The sequence below is a fragment of the Halomonas cupida genome (assembly GCF_900142755.1).
Taxonomy (GTDB): Bacteria; Pseudomonadota; Gammaproteobacteria; order Pseudomonadales; family Halomonadaceae; genus Halomonas; species Halomonas cupida.
On sequence record NZ_FRCA01000009.1, the window covers coordinates 194,320 to 210,713 of the forward strand.

Below are 16,394 nucleotides of genomic sequence, written 5' to 3' on the forward strand. Positions count from 1 at the left end.
CTTTCGTGAAGCCTCATGGCTTCAGTTAGCCTGGCACTTGCGGCACAGGCCGAGTAGCTCGATGGTTTGGCGCTGGACCTGGAAACCGAGTGCCTTGGCCTGCGCTGTCAGCTGATCATTAACGTCATCGAGATGCAGTTCCTCGACATGCCCACACTCGCGACAGATCAAAAGCTGGAAGCGGTGGGCATGTTCCGGGCAGGGGCAGGCGACGTAGGCATTGAGCGACTCGATACGATGCACCAGCCCCTGGTCGATCAGGAAATCCAGCGCACGATATACCGTCGGGGGGCGTGCCGAAGCATGGTCCCTGGCGAGAAGGTCGAGAAGGTCATAGGCCTTGAGGCCACCGCTGGTATTGGCGATGAGCTCCAGTACACGGCGCCGGATCGGCGTAAAACGAACGCCACGACGTGCGCAATGCTGTTCGGCCTGATGAAGCAGGGCAGTTTCTGTCATGATGTCCTGAATGCAAGAGTCAGCCCAATAGTCTACGCCTTGACCGCAGCGGCGGCCAGCAGACAGGGACCTGATGTGGCGCCACCGCGTCACCCGTTGATGTCGGGAAGAGCGTGGCACAGGTAAACGGAGCAGGAGCCCATGGGCAGAGTGACCCATGGGCGTGGCGAGTCAAGAGACGACGGCTTCCAGGGCCTCCTCGCTCTGCAACTCCCCCTGACGAGCAAATTCGCGTTGTGCAAAAGCTACACGTTCGGCGACCGGCACTCCTTCGGGTTGCTGCTCGACCAACTCCAGTCGTCCCCGCAAGCCTTCACCGTTGGCCATCTGGATAGCCAGGCCGGGGCGCGCATTGAGCTCCAGCAGCATGGGACCATGGTCACGGTCGAGCACCATGTCGGTGCCCAGATAGCCGAGACCGGTCACTTCGTAGCAACTGGATGCCAGTTCCAGTAGGGTATCCCAGCCCTGGATATGCAGACTGGCCAGTTCATGGCCGGTATCCGGGTGATCGATGCGTGGGCGATCAAACTGGACCCCGCGAACAGCGCGCCCGCTGGCGATATCGATGCCCACTCCCACTGCCCCCTGGTGCAGGTTGGCCTTGCCATCGGAAACCGCAGTGGAAAGCCGCATCATCGCCATGACCGGATAGCCCTTGAAGACGATGACACGAATGTCCGGCACCCCTTCGTAGGTGTAGGCGGCAAAGCTCGTATCGAAGTTGATCAGTGCCTCGACCAGTGCCACATCGGGTGATCCACCCAGCGAGTACAGTCCGGACAGGATGTTCGATACGTGGCGTTCGACATCATCGATCTCCAGTTCGGCGCCGCTGGGCTTGATGAAGTGCTTACCCTCGACCCGCTCGATAACCAGAATTCCCTTTCCGCCACTGCCCTTGGCCGGCTTGATGACGAAGCCGTTGTGGCCCGCCAGCATTTCGGCAATGTGCTTGACACCGAATTGGGTCGTCACCGTACCGATCAGCTCCGGCGTGGTAATGCCGTACTTCTGTGCCAGCAGCTTGGTCTGCAGCTTGTCATCCACCAGGGGATAGAGCCTGCGGTCGTTGTAACGTCCGATGTAACGGATGTTGCGCCGGTTCATGCCGATGATGCCCCTGGCGCGAAGCTTGCCGGGCGAGGTCCAGTTCTTCATCCCTCAGTCCTCCGTCACCGGTTTGAAACGGCGCAGTTCGAGGAGGCGATATCCGGTATAGCTGCCCAACAGCAGGATACAGGCCATCAGGATCAACTGGACCCCCAGGAAGTTGAAGGTGATATGTCGAATCCAGGGGTTGTTCATCGCCATGTAGGCTACCACCGCGGTCAACAGACTGCCGCCACCCTGGATAAGCACTTCCTTGGGACCTTCCTCTTCCCACAGGATCGACATCCGTTCGATGGTCCAGGAGAGGATGATCATCGGGAAGAAGGTGATGGTGAGGCCAGCATTGAGACCGAAGCGGTAGGCCGCCACGGTGAATATCGAGATGATCGCGATCACCGTTATGATGACCGCGGTGACTCGCGCCACCAACAGCAGGTTGAGATGCGATAGATAACTGCGGATCACCAGACCCACAGCGACTACCAGCAGGAAGCCGATCAGACCGGTGAGCAGCGAGGTCTGGATAAAGGCCAGAGCGATCAGTACCGGCATGAAGGTACCGGAGGTCTTGAGGCCGACCAGAACCCGCAGGAGTACGACAACCAGAGCACCGATGGGAATCAACAGGATGGTCTGGAACAGGGCCTGCTCTTCCAGTGGCAGACTGTGGATCGAGAAGTTCAGCAAGGTATCGCTGTCCTTGGCCTGCTGAGTGCGCACTGCGGCGGAAGCCGACTGGTTGCGGACCAGCATCGAGAACGAGATATGCGAATTGCTGCCGCCCTCAACCTCTAGCACTGAGTCACCAGCCCCTTCCCATACCAGCAGGTTATCGGGACGTCCCTGCTCTCCGGTGGCAGGGTTGAACAGTGCCTGTTTTTCACCATCGAAGACCTGCACCCAGGGCGTCAGGCTCTGGCGGCGCCGTCCACTCTCCAGCATCAACACACTGACGTCACGGGCAGACACGCCGGCCTGATTGAGCAGGCGGACCAGCAGCGGCACGCGATCGAACTGGGTCAGCAGCAGGCGCGCATTCTCTCCCTGCTGGTCATCGGTGAATTCGCCCAGCAATTGTTGCGCAAAGGTGAAGGCGTCAGCGGAGCGTGCCCAGGCCTGATCGATGACCTGTTGTGCCGCCGTGTCATAGGGACGCTGCCACACGATATCCTGCACCGGAGGTGAAGGAGGCGTGCTCATGGTCTTGTTGGCGTCGTTGGTCACCAGCAGTTGGGAGCTGTAATAGAGGCGCTGGTCACCCTCGGCGCTACGGGTCGACCAGACAGCGCGACGAGCGCCACCCTTTTCCTCGAAGCTCAGGCCATAACCGGGCGAGGCGGTGTGCTCGGTCACGATACGGAAGCCGGGCTGGGAGGATGGGAGCGCCATATTGACCCTGGCGGGCTCACCATTTCCGTCGAAGGTCACCTGGGCCTCGATATCCCAGACCTGGCGTTGCTCGCCAGGCGTCCAGGGAACCTCGAACTCGATGTGACGATGAATGCTCATGGCAATGCCAACCACCATCAGCATGGCAACAATGATATAGAACGGGAGTCTGGACATGGGTCTTCCTTGCGGGGAGCGTAAGGCCGGATAGCGACAGTGGTATGGCGGTATCCGGCTCCTGCATCCAGCAACCAGATGTGATCTGGCTGTCTTGATCGTACGGGCTATTCGCCTGCGTTGAATTCGGGGCGCTTGTGGAGATTGTTCTGCGAAACATCCACGACGGCAATGTCCATCAGGAAGCGTCGTCCCAACATGACCGGGAAGTCATCGCTGGGACGATCGCTGAGGATGAAGTCAACCTGCTCGCGAATCGGGCCCAGTGTCATCAGTAAGCTGACCACGGGGCGAGTTTCCTCGCCGGACTCCTGGGTCAGTGTGGCTTCACGTTCAATGGGGGCCTCGATCCAGTCACTGCGCACGCTGTCGACGACTTCGTCGTCGTCATTGAGCCCCAGCTTGAAGCGAACCCAGGACTCACCATCGCGCTCGAAGTTGGTGATCTCGCTTGCCGAGAGAATCGAGGTGTTGGCCCCGGACGCGATGCGTGCATTGATATAGGTGCCAACCGTAGGCAAGCCGATCCATTCGCTGCGCCCCAGCAATTCCTTATTGGCCAATCCTTCGACGGCCGGTTGGCATTGGGACACCACGGGGCGAGGCTGATGCGAGCGGGAGTCCAATGCTTCGACCTGGCTACGCAAGCTGCGCAGCTGACTGCCAACCTCGCGAATATCGGCGGTCATCATCGAGTTCTGCGCCGCGTTGTCGGCCATCAGGCGCTGGTTGGTGCTGCACTGTCCGGAAATCTCCGCGACAACACGGGAGATGCCTGCATCGAATTCGGCTGGTGTAATGGTCTGTGGAGGAGGCGTGTCATCGACCGGCGCAAGAGCGCATCCACCCAACAACAGGGCACCCACCAGGGGAAGAAGGGAAAACGGTCGAAAGGGCATGACACTGGCGTCCTTGTATCGGCATGAAAATGGGTAACGAACACGTACTGCCGCGAACAGGCGAGCAGTCGGCGAAGAAGAATTGAAGCGATGATAAGGAGCCTTGTGAATCCTGTCCATGCTGGCTGACTTGTCGTGCATTGGTAACCTTCCCACCTGATGTCCCCGGCAGAGGTGTCTTGATCAACAGATACACCTCAGACCCGCTTGATGGCATTGCCTTGATCCTGCCCACCGGATGCAGAGTGTCGAGACTCCGTTTGAAGGGCATTCTGGCGGCAACATTCATCAGTCAGGACACACAAGGCCGCAGATAATTCGAAAATTGTCTCGCAAATCGAGCTCACCTGCACCCTGTAGCATAAATGCGACGCCATCTATTACAGCATCTGCGTGATAGCCACCATGCCCACGTCTTCCTGACTTTCCTGAACCCATTCCACTGTTGATGAAAGCCGGTTACCGCAGCTTCTGTCTGTACCTCCAGACGATAGTCTGCACCGGCCAATCGGTGGAATTCGCTTCAGGTGCAGCCTGTTCCCGACATTACAGCAACCCAGACGCAATATATCAGACCAAGGTGGATGAAACTAATGTCTTACAAGGCATTTTCAGTTGGTCAGAATCTTTTCAATGCGCTGAAATAAAAGAATTTTCTATATAAGAAGACTGGTGTTCCAGTGCGGTCATAATTGACCATGGGTTGCCAGAGACAGGGCAATCATCTATTACAATGTAACCGGTTACATACCTTCCCCTGAAATGGAGTTCGCCACTAGATGCAGATCAACGACAACAATTCATCAACCACATTACTGGCTCGTCATCTTCTCGTTTCCGGCCTGGCAATGGCCATGGTTCCGGTGGCGATGGCCACTGAGGAAACCAGTAAAGCGCCGATTGCCGTCCAGATGTATACCCTGCGTGATTTCGGCACCCTCGAGGAACAGTTTTCCACCGTTGCTGATGCCGGCGTCGGTGCTGTCGAGCTGGTTGGCGACCAGGGAATACCCGCAGATCAGTTGAATCAATTGCTGGACAGCAATGATCTGGAGGTCTCGTCCAGCCACGTACAGCTGGAAGATCTGCGCCAGAACCTTGATGAGGTTGTGGCCTTCCACAAGGCCATCGGCAACGACACCCTTGTGGTGCCTTACCTCGATGAATCCCAGCGCCCGATGGATGAGGCCGGATGGCAGGCCCTGGGGGAAGAGCTGGGCACCATGGCCCGAGAGCTTGCCGAGCAGGACCTTCGCTTGGCCTATCACAATCATGACTTCGAGATGGAGACCTTCGGCGACCAGACCGCAATGGAGGTACTGTTCGACGCTGCAGGACCGGATCTGTACGCCGAGGTTGACGTAGCCTGGGTCGCCCGTGGCGGGCTTGATCCCGCCCAGTATCTCGCCAATTTCGATGACCGGCTTTTCGCCATTCACGTCAAGGACAACGCACCGAAGGGGGAGGCCGAGGACGAAAAGGGATTCGCTATTCCTGGCCAGGGCGTTCTGGACTGGCAGAGCATTCTTCCGGCTGCCGATCAGGCCGGTGTCGAGTGGTATGTCATCGAGCATGACCTGCCAGCGGACGCAGCAGCGGTGGTCATGCAGGGAGCAGAGTTTCTGGAGCAGGCGCTGGCCTCAGACGTCGCTGAATAACCTTCCGTTCCATCAACAACGACAACAGAAGCCCATATAACAGGAGCTCTATACCGTGGCAGACAATCATTACGACGCCATTGTGGTCGGTTCAGGCATCAGCGGAGGCTGGGCAGCCAAGGAACTGACCGAGAAGGGACTCAAGGTGTTGCTCCTTGAGCGAGGTCGAAATATCGAGCACATCAAGGACTACCAGAATGCTCAGAAGGAGGCCTGGGACTATCCGCACCGTGATGTCCCGACCCAGCGCATGAAGGATGAGTATCCGGTTCTAAGCCGCGACTATCCCCTCAATGAGTCCACCCAGGGCATGTGGGTCAATGAGCAGGAGTCGCCCTACGTCGAGGAAAAGCGTTTCGACTGGTTCCGCGGTTACCACGTTGGTGGCAGGTCGCTGATGTGGGGGCGCCACAGTTACCGCTGGTCGGATCTCGACTTCGAGGCCAATCAGCGTGAAGGGGTGGCCATCGACTGGCCGATCCGCTATGCCGACCTTGCCCCCTGGTACGATTACGTGGAAGGTTTCGCCGGAATATCGGGGACTCGTGAAGGCCTGGATGTTCTGCCGGACGGGCAGTTCCTGCCACCGATTCCGCTCAACTGCGTGGAAGAGGACGTGGCCGAGCGCATCAAGCAGGCATTTGACGGTGAGCGGCGCCTGATAAACAGTCGTGTGGCTAATATCACCCAGCCAAAACCCGAGCAGCAGCGCACCAACTGTCAGTACCGCAACAAGTGCTGGCTTGGCTGTCCCTTCGGCGCTTATTTCAGCACCCAGTCCGCGACCCTGCCGGCGGCAGTGGCGACCGGCAACCTGACGCTGCGTCCGCATTCCATCGTTACCCAGGTCCTCTATGACAAGGACCGTCAGCGCGCGACCGGTGTTGAAGTGCTCGATGCCGAGACCAATGAGACCTACGAATACACGGCCAACGTGATCTTCCTCAACGCCTCGTCCTTCAACTCGACCTGGATTCTGATGAATTCAGCGACCGATGTCTGGCCAGGTGGGCTTGGCAGCAGCAGCGGCGAGTTGGGCCACAACGTCATGGATCACCACTTCCGGGCTGGTGCCAGCGGTGACGTGGACGGTTACCTCGATCGCTATTACTTCGGGCGTCGTCCAGCCGGCTTCTATATTCCTCGCTTCCGCAATGTTGGTGGTGAACAGCGTGATTATCTGCGCGGCTTTGGCTATCAGGGCTCGGCCAGCCGTGAAGGCTGGGATCGTGACATCGCCGAACTCAACCACGGCGCCGACTTCAAGCGTGCTTTGAGTCAACCGGGAAGCTGGACCATCGGTATGACCGGCTTCGGTGAGATGCTTCCGTATCACGACAATCGCATCTACCTCGATACGCAGACCACCGACAAGTGGGGGCTGCCGGTATTGGCGATGAGCGTCGACTTGCGTGACAACGAGCGTGCCATGCGCAAGGACATGATGCAGGACGCCGTCGAGATGTTCGAAGCCGCGGGCATTCAGAACGTCAAGGCGGAAGAGGGCGACTATGGCCCTGGCATGGGCATTCACGAGATGGGAACGGCGCGTATGGGACATGACTCAGCCACCTCGGTGCTCAACGCTCATAATCAGGTCTGGGACGCGCCCAATGTGTTCGTTACCGACGGTGCCTGCATGACTTCATCCTCCTGCGTCAATCCGTCGTTGACCTATATGGCGCTGACCGCACGCGCTGCGGACTTTGCCGTCAATGAACTGAAGCGGGGGAATCTGTAATGCATCGTCGAGAATTGCTCAAGATGATCGCAGCTACCACAGGCACCGCCTTGATCGGTGGCAATGTGGCGCTGGCCTACAGCAATGAAGGCACGGCGGGCGGCGAAGTATTGTCGGCGGACGACGTCGAACTGCTGGACGCCGTCGCGGAAGCCATCCTGCCGCGTACCGACACCCCCGGCGCCAGCGATGCCAAGGTGGCGGAATTCATGCAGGTGTTTGTTCGTGACTGCTATACCAGTGCCGAACAGGATCGTTTCCTGAGTGGCCCGGTCGACATTCGTGAGCGGTGCCAGCAACAGTATGGACGTGCCTTCCCGCAACTCGAGGACGCCGAGCGCAGCGAGTTGATCGAAGCTCTGGATCAAGAGGCTCGGACACTACTGGAAGGAAGCGACGAGGGTACGCCTGACATCGACGCTCCCGGTGATGTGCATTACTTCACCATGATCAAGCAGCTGACTTTGTTCGGCTTCTTTACCTCGGAAGTCGGTGCGACAGAAGCCCTGCGCTATGTCGCCGTACCCGGCAGTTACGATGGTTGTGCTCCCTACGAAGAGGGGGAGCCCGCCTGGGCAACCTGAGGGTAATGCAGTGAATGTCGGGGCCATGTTCGGCATGGCCCCGACACAACAGGGAATTGTCTCAGGAGAGAGGCGGATGAACGCAAGAGTGATTTCGAGCACCAGGTACAGTGCCTGGTGTCTGGGTGGCCTATTGGTCGCGGTATCCGGTGGCATGGCGGTGGCGGAGACAACCGATGTCAGCCAGGAGGAGAGAGAGCGTCAGGCAGCGCTGACCGAAGTCTGGGAGCCTGTCCCGGAGATGGTGGACGCCCCCGCCGATGGCGTTCCCTCAGATGCCGTTGTGCTGTTCGACGGTGAGGACCTGGACGGCTGGCAGAGCGAACAGGGAGGCGCTGCCGAATGGCATGTCGAAGATGGAGCCATGACGGTCTCGCGCGGCAGTGGTGGCATCCAGACGCGGGAAGAGTTCTGCGATGTACAGCTGCATGTGGAGTGGCGAGCACCGGCGGATACTGCCGGATATGAAGGCCAGGATCGCGGCAACAGTGGCATCTTTCTGCAGCAGCGCTACGAAGTGCAGGTGCTGGACTCCTGGCAGAATCCGACCTACCCGAATGGCCAGGCGGCGTCGATCTACAAGCAGTATATCCCGTTGGTCAATGCATCACGGGAGCCGGGTGAATGGCAGAGCTACGACATCATCTACACGGCGCCACAGTTCGATGACAGCGGCTCGCTCACCAGTCCGGCCTATGCCACTGTGCTGCACAATGGCGTACTGGTACAGAATCATGTGGAAATCCAGGGCACTACCGAATGGATCGGGGCTCCCGAGTACGAGGCCCACGGTTGCGCACCGATCTTCCTGCAGGATCACGATGCCGATGTCAGTTATCGCAATATCTGGGTAAGGCCGCTGGGTGGCGAGTTCGCTACCGAGGGTTGATGAGCAGCCCAATGCGAAAGGCCCCGACAGCAGTAATGCTGTCGGGGCCTTGTGTATCTGGTGTAGGGAAAGCGACTAGCGTGCGACCGGTTCTGCCGCTGGTTCTCCGACACCGTTTTCTGTGATGTCGTCCTCCACGTCAATGCGCCGCACCCCGAACCAACCCGTCCACGGACCAGCCACGGCGAGCACTATCGAGAAGACCAGACCAAGGTAGTTGAACAGCGCCCAGGGGGCGTACTCGATGGTTGCCACACCCAGAGTCGCCGCCATGTACACCGCTGATACCGTCCAGGGGGCCAGTGGCTCAGGGATCATGCCTCCGTCCTCGAGGCTGCGTGACAGATTCAGAGGATGCAGGCCGCGCTTGCGATACTGTTCGGCGAACAACTCACGAGTCAGGAAGAAGGTCACGTAACTGTTGCCCGTCGCCAGGATGATGGCCATACCCGCCGCCAGCGAGGCAAGGATGGTCCCGGTGGCCGAACGCACATACGCCAGCGTTCGGTTGAGTACCGTCTGCAGGATACCCGAGGCTTCCAGGGCCGAGGCAAAGAAGAAGGCACAGAACACGAACAACACTGCACCATGCATGCTGTAGAGTCCGCCGCGATTGAGCAGCGTCAGCAAGGCGGGATATAGGCTCTCCACGTCGACTTCCGGGTGGATAAGGCTGAGCATCTCGACGTTGAAGCCGGACACCGCCGCCGTGGCTACCGCGGAAAGTGGAGCTTGCTGTACGGTCATTGCCAGCACGATGGCACACAGCGTCGCCAGGAACAGCACCACCAGGGTCGGCTTCTTGCGAATGGAACCGGTCAGTACGATGGCCACCGGCAGCATCAACCACAGGTTGAGATCAAAGATCGAGCGGATCTGATCGGCGCCCTCAGCAATGGCGGCTGGTGTCGCCGCGCTGTCGCCCATGTTCAGGCCCAGCATCAGGTAGACGGTCGCGGCAAGCACGGCCGCCGGCAGTGAAGTGAACATCAGGTAACGGATATGGCGGTAGAGATCCACTCCCACCACCATGGACGCCATGATGGTGGTATCGGACAGCGGTGACAGCTTGTCACCGAAATAGGCACCGGACAGCACCGCACCGGCGGTGATGGCGAGGCTCACATCCATGGCGGTGGCGATGCCCATGATCGCTACGCCCAATGTACCGGCAGAACCCCAGGAGGTACCGGTAAAGGTCGAGACAATCGCCGTGCCGAAGAAGGCCATGACATATAGGTAGCGAGGATCGACCAGTTCGAGACCATGGTAGATGAAGTAGGGGATGGTGCCGGAGATCATCCAGGTACCGATGATCATGCCAATGCTGTAAAGCACGAGGATGGCAGTCAGAGCGGTCTTGATCTTGTGGCCCATGATATCCATGACCAACTGCCAGGTACCGCCGTGCAGAATGGTGAAGAGCGTTGCCACTGCACCGCAACTGATCAGTACCAGTTCGGTGGGTAGACTGGAAATGACAATGCCGTAGATGATGGCAGTGGCGATGGCGATCAACAGCAGTAGCGATGGTGCAAAACCTGGTTGTAGTTGTTGTTGAGCTGGCATTGGGAATCCTCCAGAAGCGCTCAGTGATTGAGGGCAGTCAACCCTCGAGTCAGGTCGGCGAGGATGTCATCAATATCCTCGAGCCCGATGGCTAGACGAATCAGCGGCTGCCCACTGCCATCAGGGCGCATGGGAGATACCACGAGGCTCTCGTATCCTCCCCAACTGACGCCGATGCGGAACAGTCGTAGGGCATCGATGAAACTCACGATGCGGTGGTAGGTCGGTTGCTGGATGTGCAGACTCAGCAGCCCGGAGTGGCCGTCAAGCTGTTTCTGCGCCCAGTCGGCGGCGGAGCCCACGGCAAGGCTGGGGTGCAGGACTTCCAGGACCTGAGGCTGTTCGGCGAGGAAGTCCACGACACGCAAGGCGTTGCGCTGGTGTTCACTCATACGCAACGGCAGGGTGCGCAGACCCCGCAGTACCAAAGCAGCGTTCTGGGGGGCCAGAGCTGCGCCAAGCAGTTGATGACCAATGGCGAACAGTCGATCGATCATCTCGGCTGACCCGATGACCGCACCTCCCACCACGTCGCTATGGCCGCCGATGTACTTGGAAAGTGAATGGATGACGAGATCGAAGCCATGCTCCAGTGGCTTCTGGAACAGCGGCGTTGCCCAGGTATTGTCGATCACCGTGATGATGCCACGGGCCCTGGCCAGCTGTGCGATGGCTTCCAGGTCGGCCAGCTCCATCAACAGTGACGAAGGGCTTTCGACATAGATGATCCGGGTGGAAGGACGCAGCGCGGCTTCGATGTCGGCCGTGCCACTGATGCCATCATGTTCGACACCATAGGCACCCAGTTGATCCAACAGCTCGACGGTAGGCCCGTAGGTCTGATTGATGCGTAGCACATGGTCGCCCTGGCGCAGCAGCGAGAATAGCGTCGCAGCAATGGCGCCCATGCCGGAGCCAAAGGCCTTGCAGGCCTCGCCACGCTCCAGAGCTGCAAGTTTGCGCTCGACCAGTTGCACGCCGGGGTTCAGGCCTCGGCTGTAGATGAAGTGCTGTCGCTCCTTCATCTGGGCACGGCTGAAGGTTTCCAGGTCGGGAAAAGTGAAGATACTGGTCTGATAGACCGGTGGAGTAACGGCGCCATGGTGGCCGGCATCATTCTCGAAGGCATGCTGGCAGATATAACGATCCTGGCTGTTCAAGGGAGTACCTCGATGATTATTGCTATACTGAGGCTATCAGCCTGTCTGACAGGTAAAGCTAGCACGGACTCTATACGGCATCAATTGATCCCGCCGGGCTATGCGGTTAACGTTCCTGCTGGCAAGTCTGCGTACATACCATTGGATGCCTGTTCACCATGAAGCGCCTCTATTTATCCGATACCGTGGCCGGCGAGATCAGCAACTGGATCAGCACCAGGCAGCTGAAGGCGGGTGATCAGCTACCGTCTGCCTCCGAATGGATGGCGCGTCTCGAGGTCGGCCGCTCGACCCTTCGCGAAGGGCTCAAGAAACTCGAGGCCGAAGGCATCATCGAGGTGATCAACGGCAAGGGAATCTTCGTCAGTGAGCAGAAGACCTTCCAGTTGCTGGAGACTCTGGGCCTCAGCGACGCGCGTGAGCATCTACTGGAAATGCTGGATGTGCGGCAGGCACTCGAGGAGCGGGCCATTGTGTTGGCGACACGCCGCGGTTCAGAGTCTGCCTTTGCGGCGATGGCTGCGCATCTGGACGATTACCGCAAGGCGCGGGCAGCAAAGGATTTTCTTGGAGTCAGCGAGGCGGATGCCGCCTTTCATCTGGCTATCTATGAGGCCTGCGGCAACAGCGTGCTGGTAGGATTGATCAAGTTGATGCACGACGACCTCTACGTCTCCTGGGACAGTCTGGAGGATCGTCTGCAGGTGTTTGATGCCAGCTTCGACCACCATGTCGAATTGCTCGAAGGCATGCGTCGACGTGACGAACCTGAGGCCGTCAGTGCCTTCGGGAAGTTGATCGAGGCCACGCGGCGTACCGTCGAGGCCATGTAACCGGTCGTGCCATGGCAGGTCCTGGAGAATGAAGCAGGCCGATGAAAGGCCGCAGCAGCAGGGCTGCCACGGCCATCATGACATCAGGCCACTAGGACCTGTCTTGAGCGTCGAGACGACTGATGATCAGTGCCGCGTTGACCCCGCCGAAACCGAAACCATTGCACAACACATGGCGCATGGGCTTCTCGCGACCAGTATCCGGCACGAAGTCCAGATCCTGCATGTCCTCATCGGCGTTGTGCATGTTCAGCGTGGGCGGTAGACGGCCGGTCATGGCTGCCATGGCGCTGAACAGGCTTTCTACACCACCGGCGGCTCCCAATAGATGGCCGGTCGCGGACTTGGTCGAGGAAATCGGGATATCGCGCAGCCGGTCACCAAACACCTGACGTAGTGACGCGATCTCGGCGCGATCACCGACCGGCGTAGAGGTGGCGTGGGCATTGACGTAATCGATGTCCTCGGGAGACAGCTTCGCCATGCGCAGGGCAGCGCGGATCGCCAGGGCTGCGCCGGCACCATCTTCCGGACCTGCGGTGATATGCCAGGCATCGGCGCTGGTACCGTAACCACTGATCACTGCCAGCGGCTCCGCTCCACGTTGGCGGGCATGCTCCAGTGTCTCGATGACCATCAGTCCGGCACCTTCGCCCATGACAAAGCCATTGCGTGCCTGATCGAAGGGCCGCGATGCGCTGGTGGGCTGCTGCTCTTCCGTGGACAGTGCCTTGAGTGCATGGAAGCCCGCCAACGACAGGGGATCGACACAGGATTCAGCGCCGCCAACCAGAGCGACCTCGGCCTCGCCGCTGCGGATAAGGCGCATGCCATCACCGATGGCCTGCAGACCCGCCGCACAGGCAGTCACCGGGCAACCAAGCGGGCCACGCAGGCCATAGCGGATCGACAGCTGGCCAGCCGCCATATTGGCGAGAAAGGCGGGCACCGTGAACGGCGACAGGCGGCGATGGCCTCTCTCGGTGAGGGTCTGCTGGGCCTGAGTAATGGTTGGAAATCCACCGATGCCGGTGCCGACAATAGTGGCGGTGGCACATTGATCAGCGAGATCCTGGGGCAACCATCCGGCCTGGTTCAGCGCTTCCTCGGCCGCCGCCAGGGCGTAGAGCGAGAACAGGTCCTGTTTACGTCGTTCTCTGGGGTCCGCGACACGATCGATGTCGAATCCTGCCTCCGGGTCGGCATCCAGATCCGGCACCAGGCCGGCAATCTTGATCGGCGGGTTGTCGGTGGCGAATCGTGTAATGGGGCCAACGCCGGAATTCCCCGAGACGAGGCGTTTCCAGACCTTGCTGACTCCGCAGCCAAGCGGGCTGACCATACCCATGCCGGTGATGACGATAGGGGATTCCATGCTGCCTCCTGAGAATCGGATATCGTCGTGACGCTATCATCAGGCTTGATATGATCAAGATAATATTCAATCCGCGTAGTAGAATACCGAGGCTGTCGACCCGATATAGACCCCGGATATAAATACTGTTTGTTCAATGGATCAGTGGCGAGACTCCCATGCCATATTCCCCGACCCGCAAGGCCAGTAGTCGCGAGCGCATCCTGGCATCCGCGACCGAGTTGTTCTGTCGCTATGGTTTCAACAAGGTCTCGATCAGCCAGATCATGAAGCTCGCCAGAATGACCCATGGCGCCTTCTATGCTCACTTCGAGTCCAAGGAAGCGCTGTACAGTGCCTCGGTCAGCGAAACCCTCAAGAACAGCCGAGCGGCAAGGCTGGTCAAGGGGCCTTTGTCGATCAAGCACCTGACTGCTCTGGTGACCAACTACTGCAATCTGCAGGAGCTGGAGCGCAAGAACCGTCCTGGTCCGGAAAATGTGCTGTTCAATGAGATCGGCAATGACAATGATGAGGTCAAGGCACAGTTCGAGGCTTCCTACCTGCGTATCAAGAAGATGGTGGAGACGCGCCTGATAGCGCTCGGCAAACTCAAGAAGCTGCCATTCGAACCTGATCGTGAGGTGGTCGCCGAGAAGGCCCGTGCCATTCTTGCTTCCCTGGTAGGGGCCGTTGCCATCGCGCGCAGCCTTCCTGACACTCAGGAGCGGACCCATATTCTCGAAGCGGCTCAGAAGCAGATCCTGCGCATGTTGGGGGTGGATGAGCAGGAAATGGGCTCACTGCTGCGCAACGACGAATCGACTGATGGACGCAGCCTGTGGGCTGACATTGCAGCGGTCAGGAGCTCCATGACACCCTGATCGACATTCTTCACCCGCCAGCAACCAGCAAGGGAAGTGCGCCATGGACCAGTTCATCAATGATCGTAACGCTCTTGTCACCGATGCCATCGAGGGAGTGCTGAGCAGCTCGGGAACGGGTGTCACACGCCTCGATGGTTATCCGCATATCAAGGTGGTGGTGCGTACCGATCATGATCGCGGCAAGGTTGCTCTGGTGTCCGGTGGTGGCTCCGGTCATGAGCCCAGTCATGCTGGCTTTGTCGGCCGAGGCATGTTGACTGCTGCGGTGTGTGGCGAGGTGTTTGCCTCGCCATCGGTGGAGGCAGTGCTGGCAGGCATTCTTGCCGTGAGCGGCGACGTCGGATGTCTGCTCATCGTCAAGAACTACACCGGTGATCGCCTCAATTTCGGCCTTGCGGCGGAAAGGGCACGTGCTCTCGGGCATCAGGTCAGGATGGTGATTGTCGATGACGATATTGCCATTCCCGATGCGCCTCAGGCCAGAGGTCTGGCGGGTACGCTATTCGTGCACAAGATTGCCGGGGCGCTGGCGGAGCAGGGCGCGGACCTCGACACCGTGGCGGATACCGCACAGCGCGTGATCGATAACACTCTCTCCATTGGCATGGCACTCGATACCTGCACAATTCCCGGCTCCAACAAGGAGCAGCGGTTATCTGCCGGCAAGGCCGAGCTGGGCCTTGGCATTCATGGCGAACCGGGGGTTGAACAGGTTGATTTCAGTGGTGCTCGGCAGGCCGTGACGTTGCTTGTCGACAAGTTGGGCCAGCACCTGGCGGCCACTGAAAACCGGCGCAGCCAGGTGGCGCTGATCAATAATCTCGGTGGCTGCACGCAGCTGGAAATGTCGATTCTGACCAAAGAGCTACTGCACTCCTGTATCGGTGAGCACATTGGCTGGGTGATCGGGCCCGCCTCCCTGATGACCTCGCTGGATATGCACGGTTTCTCTGTCTCGCTGCTGGACGTGTCGGGCGATGACGACCTGAGAGCAGCGCTGCTCACCGAGGCGGCACCTCGCTATTGGCCTGGCTGCAGCGCCGTGGTTGCCCAGCCTGAGGTGTTACCCGTCTCGAAGGGATTGAGTCCATCACGCCCTGCACCTTCGGCCCATGAGCCGACCCGAACCTTGATTGACAGTAGTTGCGCCATCCTGATCGGGGCGGAAGCTGAGTTGAACGCTCTGGATGCCAAATCCGGCGATGGTGATACCGGTAGCACCCTGGCCACCGCCGCGCGGGCATTGCGCAATCGGCTTGATGACATGCCGCTGGCCGACACACCGCAGTTGCTGCACTCTCTAGCGGCGGAGCTGAGCCAGACCATGGGAGGGTCTTCCGGGGTGCTGCTGGCGATCTTCTTCGCTGCGGCCGGCGATGCTGCCTCGCGAGGCTCGGATCTCCAGCAGGCACTTCAGGCTGGTCTGGCGCGTATGCAACAGATCGGCGGCGCCAGACCAGGGGATCGCACCATGATCGATGCCCTTGCGCCTGCGTTGGAGATACTGGACCAGGGACTTCCGGAAGCCGCTCGGGCAGCACGTCATGGCGCGGATGCCACCGCCGGCATGACCCGTGCCCGTGCCGGGCGTGCCAGCTATGTCAGCGAAGCCAACCTGGTCGGCCATATCGATCCCGGCGCCGAGGCAGTAGCAAGATTGCTGGAGCAACTGGCGACGTAGC

14 protein-coding genes are annotated in these 16,394 nt (G+C 59.4%); 7 read left to right on the forward strand and 7 right to left on the reverse strand.

All coding sequences use genetic code 11. The features are described 5' to 3' along the window. Window positions 1-21: 21 nt before the first annotated feature. The 4 genes from BUE38_RS16260 to BUE38_RS16275 all read right to left on the reverse strand — a co-directional run bounded on the left by BUE38_RS16260 (window position 22) and on the right by BUE38_RS16275 (window position 4,037). Window positions 22-459: a transcriptional repressor gene (locus BUE38_RS16260; protein ID WP_073436292.1), complete on the reverse strand. Its 438-nt coding sequence runs from the start codon at window positions 457-459 to the stop codon at window positions 22-24. Window positions 460-630: 171 nt separating this feature from the next. Next, window positions 631-1,620: an alpha-L-glutamate ligase-like protein gene (locus tag BUE38_RS16265; RefSeq protein WP_073436293.1), complete on the reverse strand. Its 990-nt coding sequence runs from the start codon at window positions 1,618-1,620 to the stop codon at window positions 631-633. A gap of 3 nt (window positions 1,621-1,623) precedes the next feature. After that, entirely contained in the window at window positions 1,624-3,138 is a 1,515-nt protein-coding gene (locus tag BUE38_RS16270) for an inactive transglutaminase family protein (protein WP_073436294.1), read from the reverse strand. Between the two features lie 107 nt (window positions 3,139-3,245). Continuing rightward, window positions 3,246-4,037 carry an ATP-dependent zinc protease family protein gene (locus BUE38_RS16275; protein ID WP_073436295.1) on the reverse strand — a complete coding sequence of 264 codons (792 nt, stop codon included), beginning with the start codon at window positions 4,035-4,037 and terminating at the stop codon, window positions 3,246-3,248. A 779-nt stretch (window positions 4,038-4,816) separates the two neighbouring features. Between BUE38_RS16275 and BUE38_RS16280 the strand changes: the two genes are divergently transcribed. The 4 genes from BUE38_RS16280 (at window position 4,817) to BUE38_RS16295 (ending at window position 8,909) form a co-directional block, all read left to right on the forward strand. Further along, window positions 4,817-5,695 carry a sugar phosphate isomerase/epimerase family protein gene (locus BUE38_RS16280; protein WP_073436296.1) on the forward strand — a complete coding sequence of 293 codons (879 nt, stop codon included), beginning with the start codon at window positions 4,817-4,819 and terminating at the stop codon, window positions 5,693-5,695. A 55-nt stretch (window positions 5,696-5,750) separates the two neighbouring features. Next, window positions 5,751-7,436, forward strand: coding sequence for a GMC oxidoreductase (locus tag BUE38_RS16285; RefSeq protein ID WP_073436297.1), 1,686 nt, complete (start codon window positions 5,751-5,753; stop codon window positions 7,434-7,436). Next, window positions 7,436-8,020 (forward strand): gluconate 2-dehydrogenase subunit 3 family protein, encoded by a 585-nt coding sequence (locus tag BUE38_RS16290; RefSeq protein ID WP_073436298.1) that lies wholly within the window; start codon window positions 7,436-7,438, stop codon window positions 8,018-8,020. Before BUE38_RS16285 ends, BUE38_RS16290 begins: the two co-directional genes overlap by 1 nt. 76 nt (window positions 8,021-8,096) lie before the next feature. After that, entirely contained in the window at window positions 8,097-8,909 is an 813-nt protein-coding gene (locus BUE38_RS16295; protein ID WP_073436299.1) for a 3-keto-disaccharide hydrolase, read from the forward strand. Window positions 8,910-8,984: 75 nt separating this feature from the next. Here BUE38_RS16295 and nhaC read toward each other — a convergent pair whose 3' ends face one another. Continuing rightward, window positions 8,985-10,478, reverse strand: coding sequence for a Na+/H+ antiporter NhaC (nhaC, locus tag BUE38_RS16300; protein ID WP_073436300.1), 1,494 nt, complete (start codon window positions 10,476-10,478; stop codon window positions 8,985-8,987). Between the two features lie 20 nt (window positions 10,479-10,498). Beyond that, on the reverse strand, window positions 10,499-11,638 hold the full coding sequence (locus BUE38_RS16305) for a trans-sulfuration enzyme family protein (RefSeq protein WP_073436301.1): 1,140 nt from the start codon (window positions 11,636-11,638) through the stop codon (window positions 10,499-10,501). A gap of 158 nt (window positions 11,639-11,796) precedes the next feature. Here BUE38_RS16305 and BUE38_RS16310 point away from each other — a divergent pair, with 158 nt between their 5' ends. Next, complete coding sequence (locus BUE38_RS16310) at window positions 11,797-12,471, forward strand: FadR/GntR family transcriptional regulator (RefSeq protein WP_073436302.1); 675 nt, start codon at window positions 11,797-11,799, stop codon at window positions 12,469-12,471. Between the two features lie 91 nt (window positions 12,472-12,562). Here BUE38_RS16310 and fabF read toward each other — a convergent pair whose 3' ends face one another. Continuing rightward, entirely contained in the window at window positions 12,563-13,846 is a 1,284-nt protein-coding gene (gene fabF, locus BUE38_RS16315; protein ID WP_073436303.1) for a beta-ketoacyl-ACP synthase II, read from the reverse strand. Window positions 13,847-14,004: 158 nt separating this feature from the next. Here fabF and BUE38_RS16320 point away from each other — a divergent pair, with 158 nt between their 5' ends. Together BUE38_RS16320 and BUE38_RS16325 are read left to right on the forward strand one after the other, a co-directional pair. Beyond that, complete coding sequence (locus BUE38_RS16320; protein ID WP_084541994.1) at window positions 14,005-14,709, forward strand: TetR/AcrR family transcriptional regulator; 705 nt, start codon at window positions 14,005-14,007, stop codon at window positions 14,707-14,709. Window positions 14,710-14,752: 43 nt separating this feature from the next. Beyond that, complete coding sequence (locus tag BUE38_RS16325) at window positions 14,753-16,393, forward strand: dihydroxyacetone kinase subunit DhaK (protein ID WP_073436304.1); 1,641 nt, start codon at window positions 14,753-14,755, stop codon at window positions 16,391-16,393. Window position 16,394 lies beyond the last annotated feature (1 nt).

What these genes read in the sequence shown, in the direction of transcription:
- BUE38_RS16310 (WP_073436302.1), top strand. Translation starts at nt 11,797, where the DNA reads ATGAAGCGCCTCTATTTATCCGATACCGTGGCCGGCGAGATCAGCAAC.
- fabF (WP_073436303.1), bottom strand. Translation starts at nt 13,846, where the DNA reads ATGGAATCCCCTATCGTCATCACCGGCATGGGTATGGTCAGCCCGCTT.
- BUE38_RS16320 (WP_084541994.1), top strand. Translation starts at nt 14,005, where the DNA reads ATGCCATATTCCCCGACCCGCAAGGCCAGTAGTCGCGAGCGCATCCTG.
- BUE38_RS16260 (WP_073436292.1), bottom strand. Translation starts at nt 459, where the DNA reads ATGACAGAAACTGCCCTGCTTCATCAGGCCGAACAGCATTGCGCACGT.
- BUE38_RS16275 (WP_073436295.1), bottom strand. Translation starts at nt 4,037, where the DNA reads ATGCCCTTTCGACCGTTTTCCCTTCTTCCCCTGGTGGGTGCCCTGTTG.
- BUE38_RS16280 (WP_073436296.1), top strand. Translation starts at nt 4,817, where the DNA reads ATGCAGATCAACGACAACAATTCATCAACCACATTACTGGCTCGTCAT.
- BUE38_RS16270 (WP_073436294.1), bottom strand. Translation starts at nt 3,138, where the DNA reads ATGTCCAGACTCCCGTTCTATATCATTGTTGCCATGCTGATGGTGGTT.
- BUE38_RS16295 (WP_073436299.1), top strand. Translation starts at nt 8,097, where the DNA reads ATGAACGCAAGAGTGATTTCGAGCACCAGGTACAGTGCCTGGTGTCTG.
- nhaC (WP_073436300.1), bottom strand. Translation starts at nt 10,478, where the DNA reads ATGCCAGCTCAACAACAACTACAACCAGGTTTTGCACCATCGCTACTG.
- BUE38_RS16325 (WP_073436304.1), top strand. Translation starts at nt 14,753, where the DNA reads ATGGACCAGTTCATCAATGATCGTAACGCTCTTGTCACCGATGCCATC.
- BUE38_RS16290 (WP_073436298.1), top strand. Translation starts at nt 7,436, where the DNA reads ATGCATCGTCGAGAATTGCTCAAGATGATCGCAGCTACCACAGGCACC.
- BUE38_RS16265 (WP_073436293.1), bottom strand. Translation starts at nt 1,620, where the DNA reads ATGAAGAACTGGACCTCGCCCGGCAAGCTTCGCGCCAGGGGCATCATC.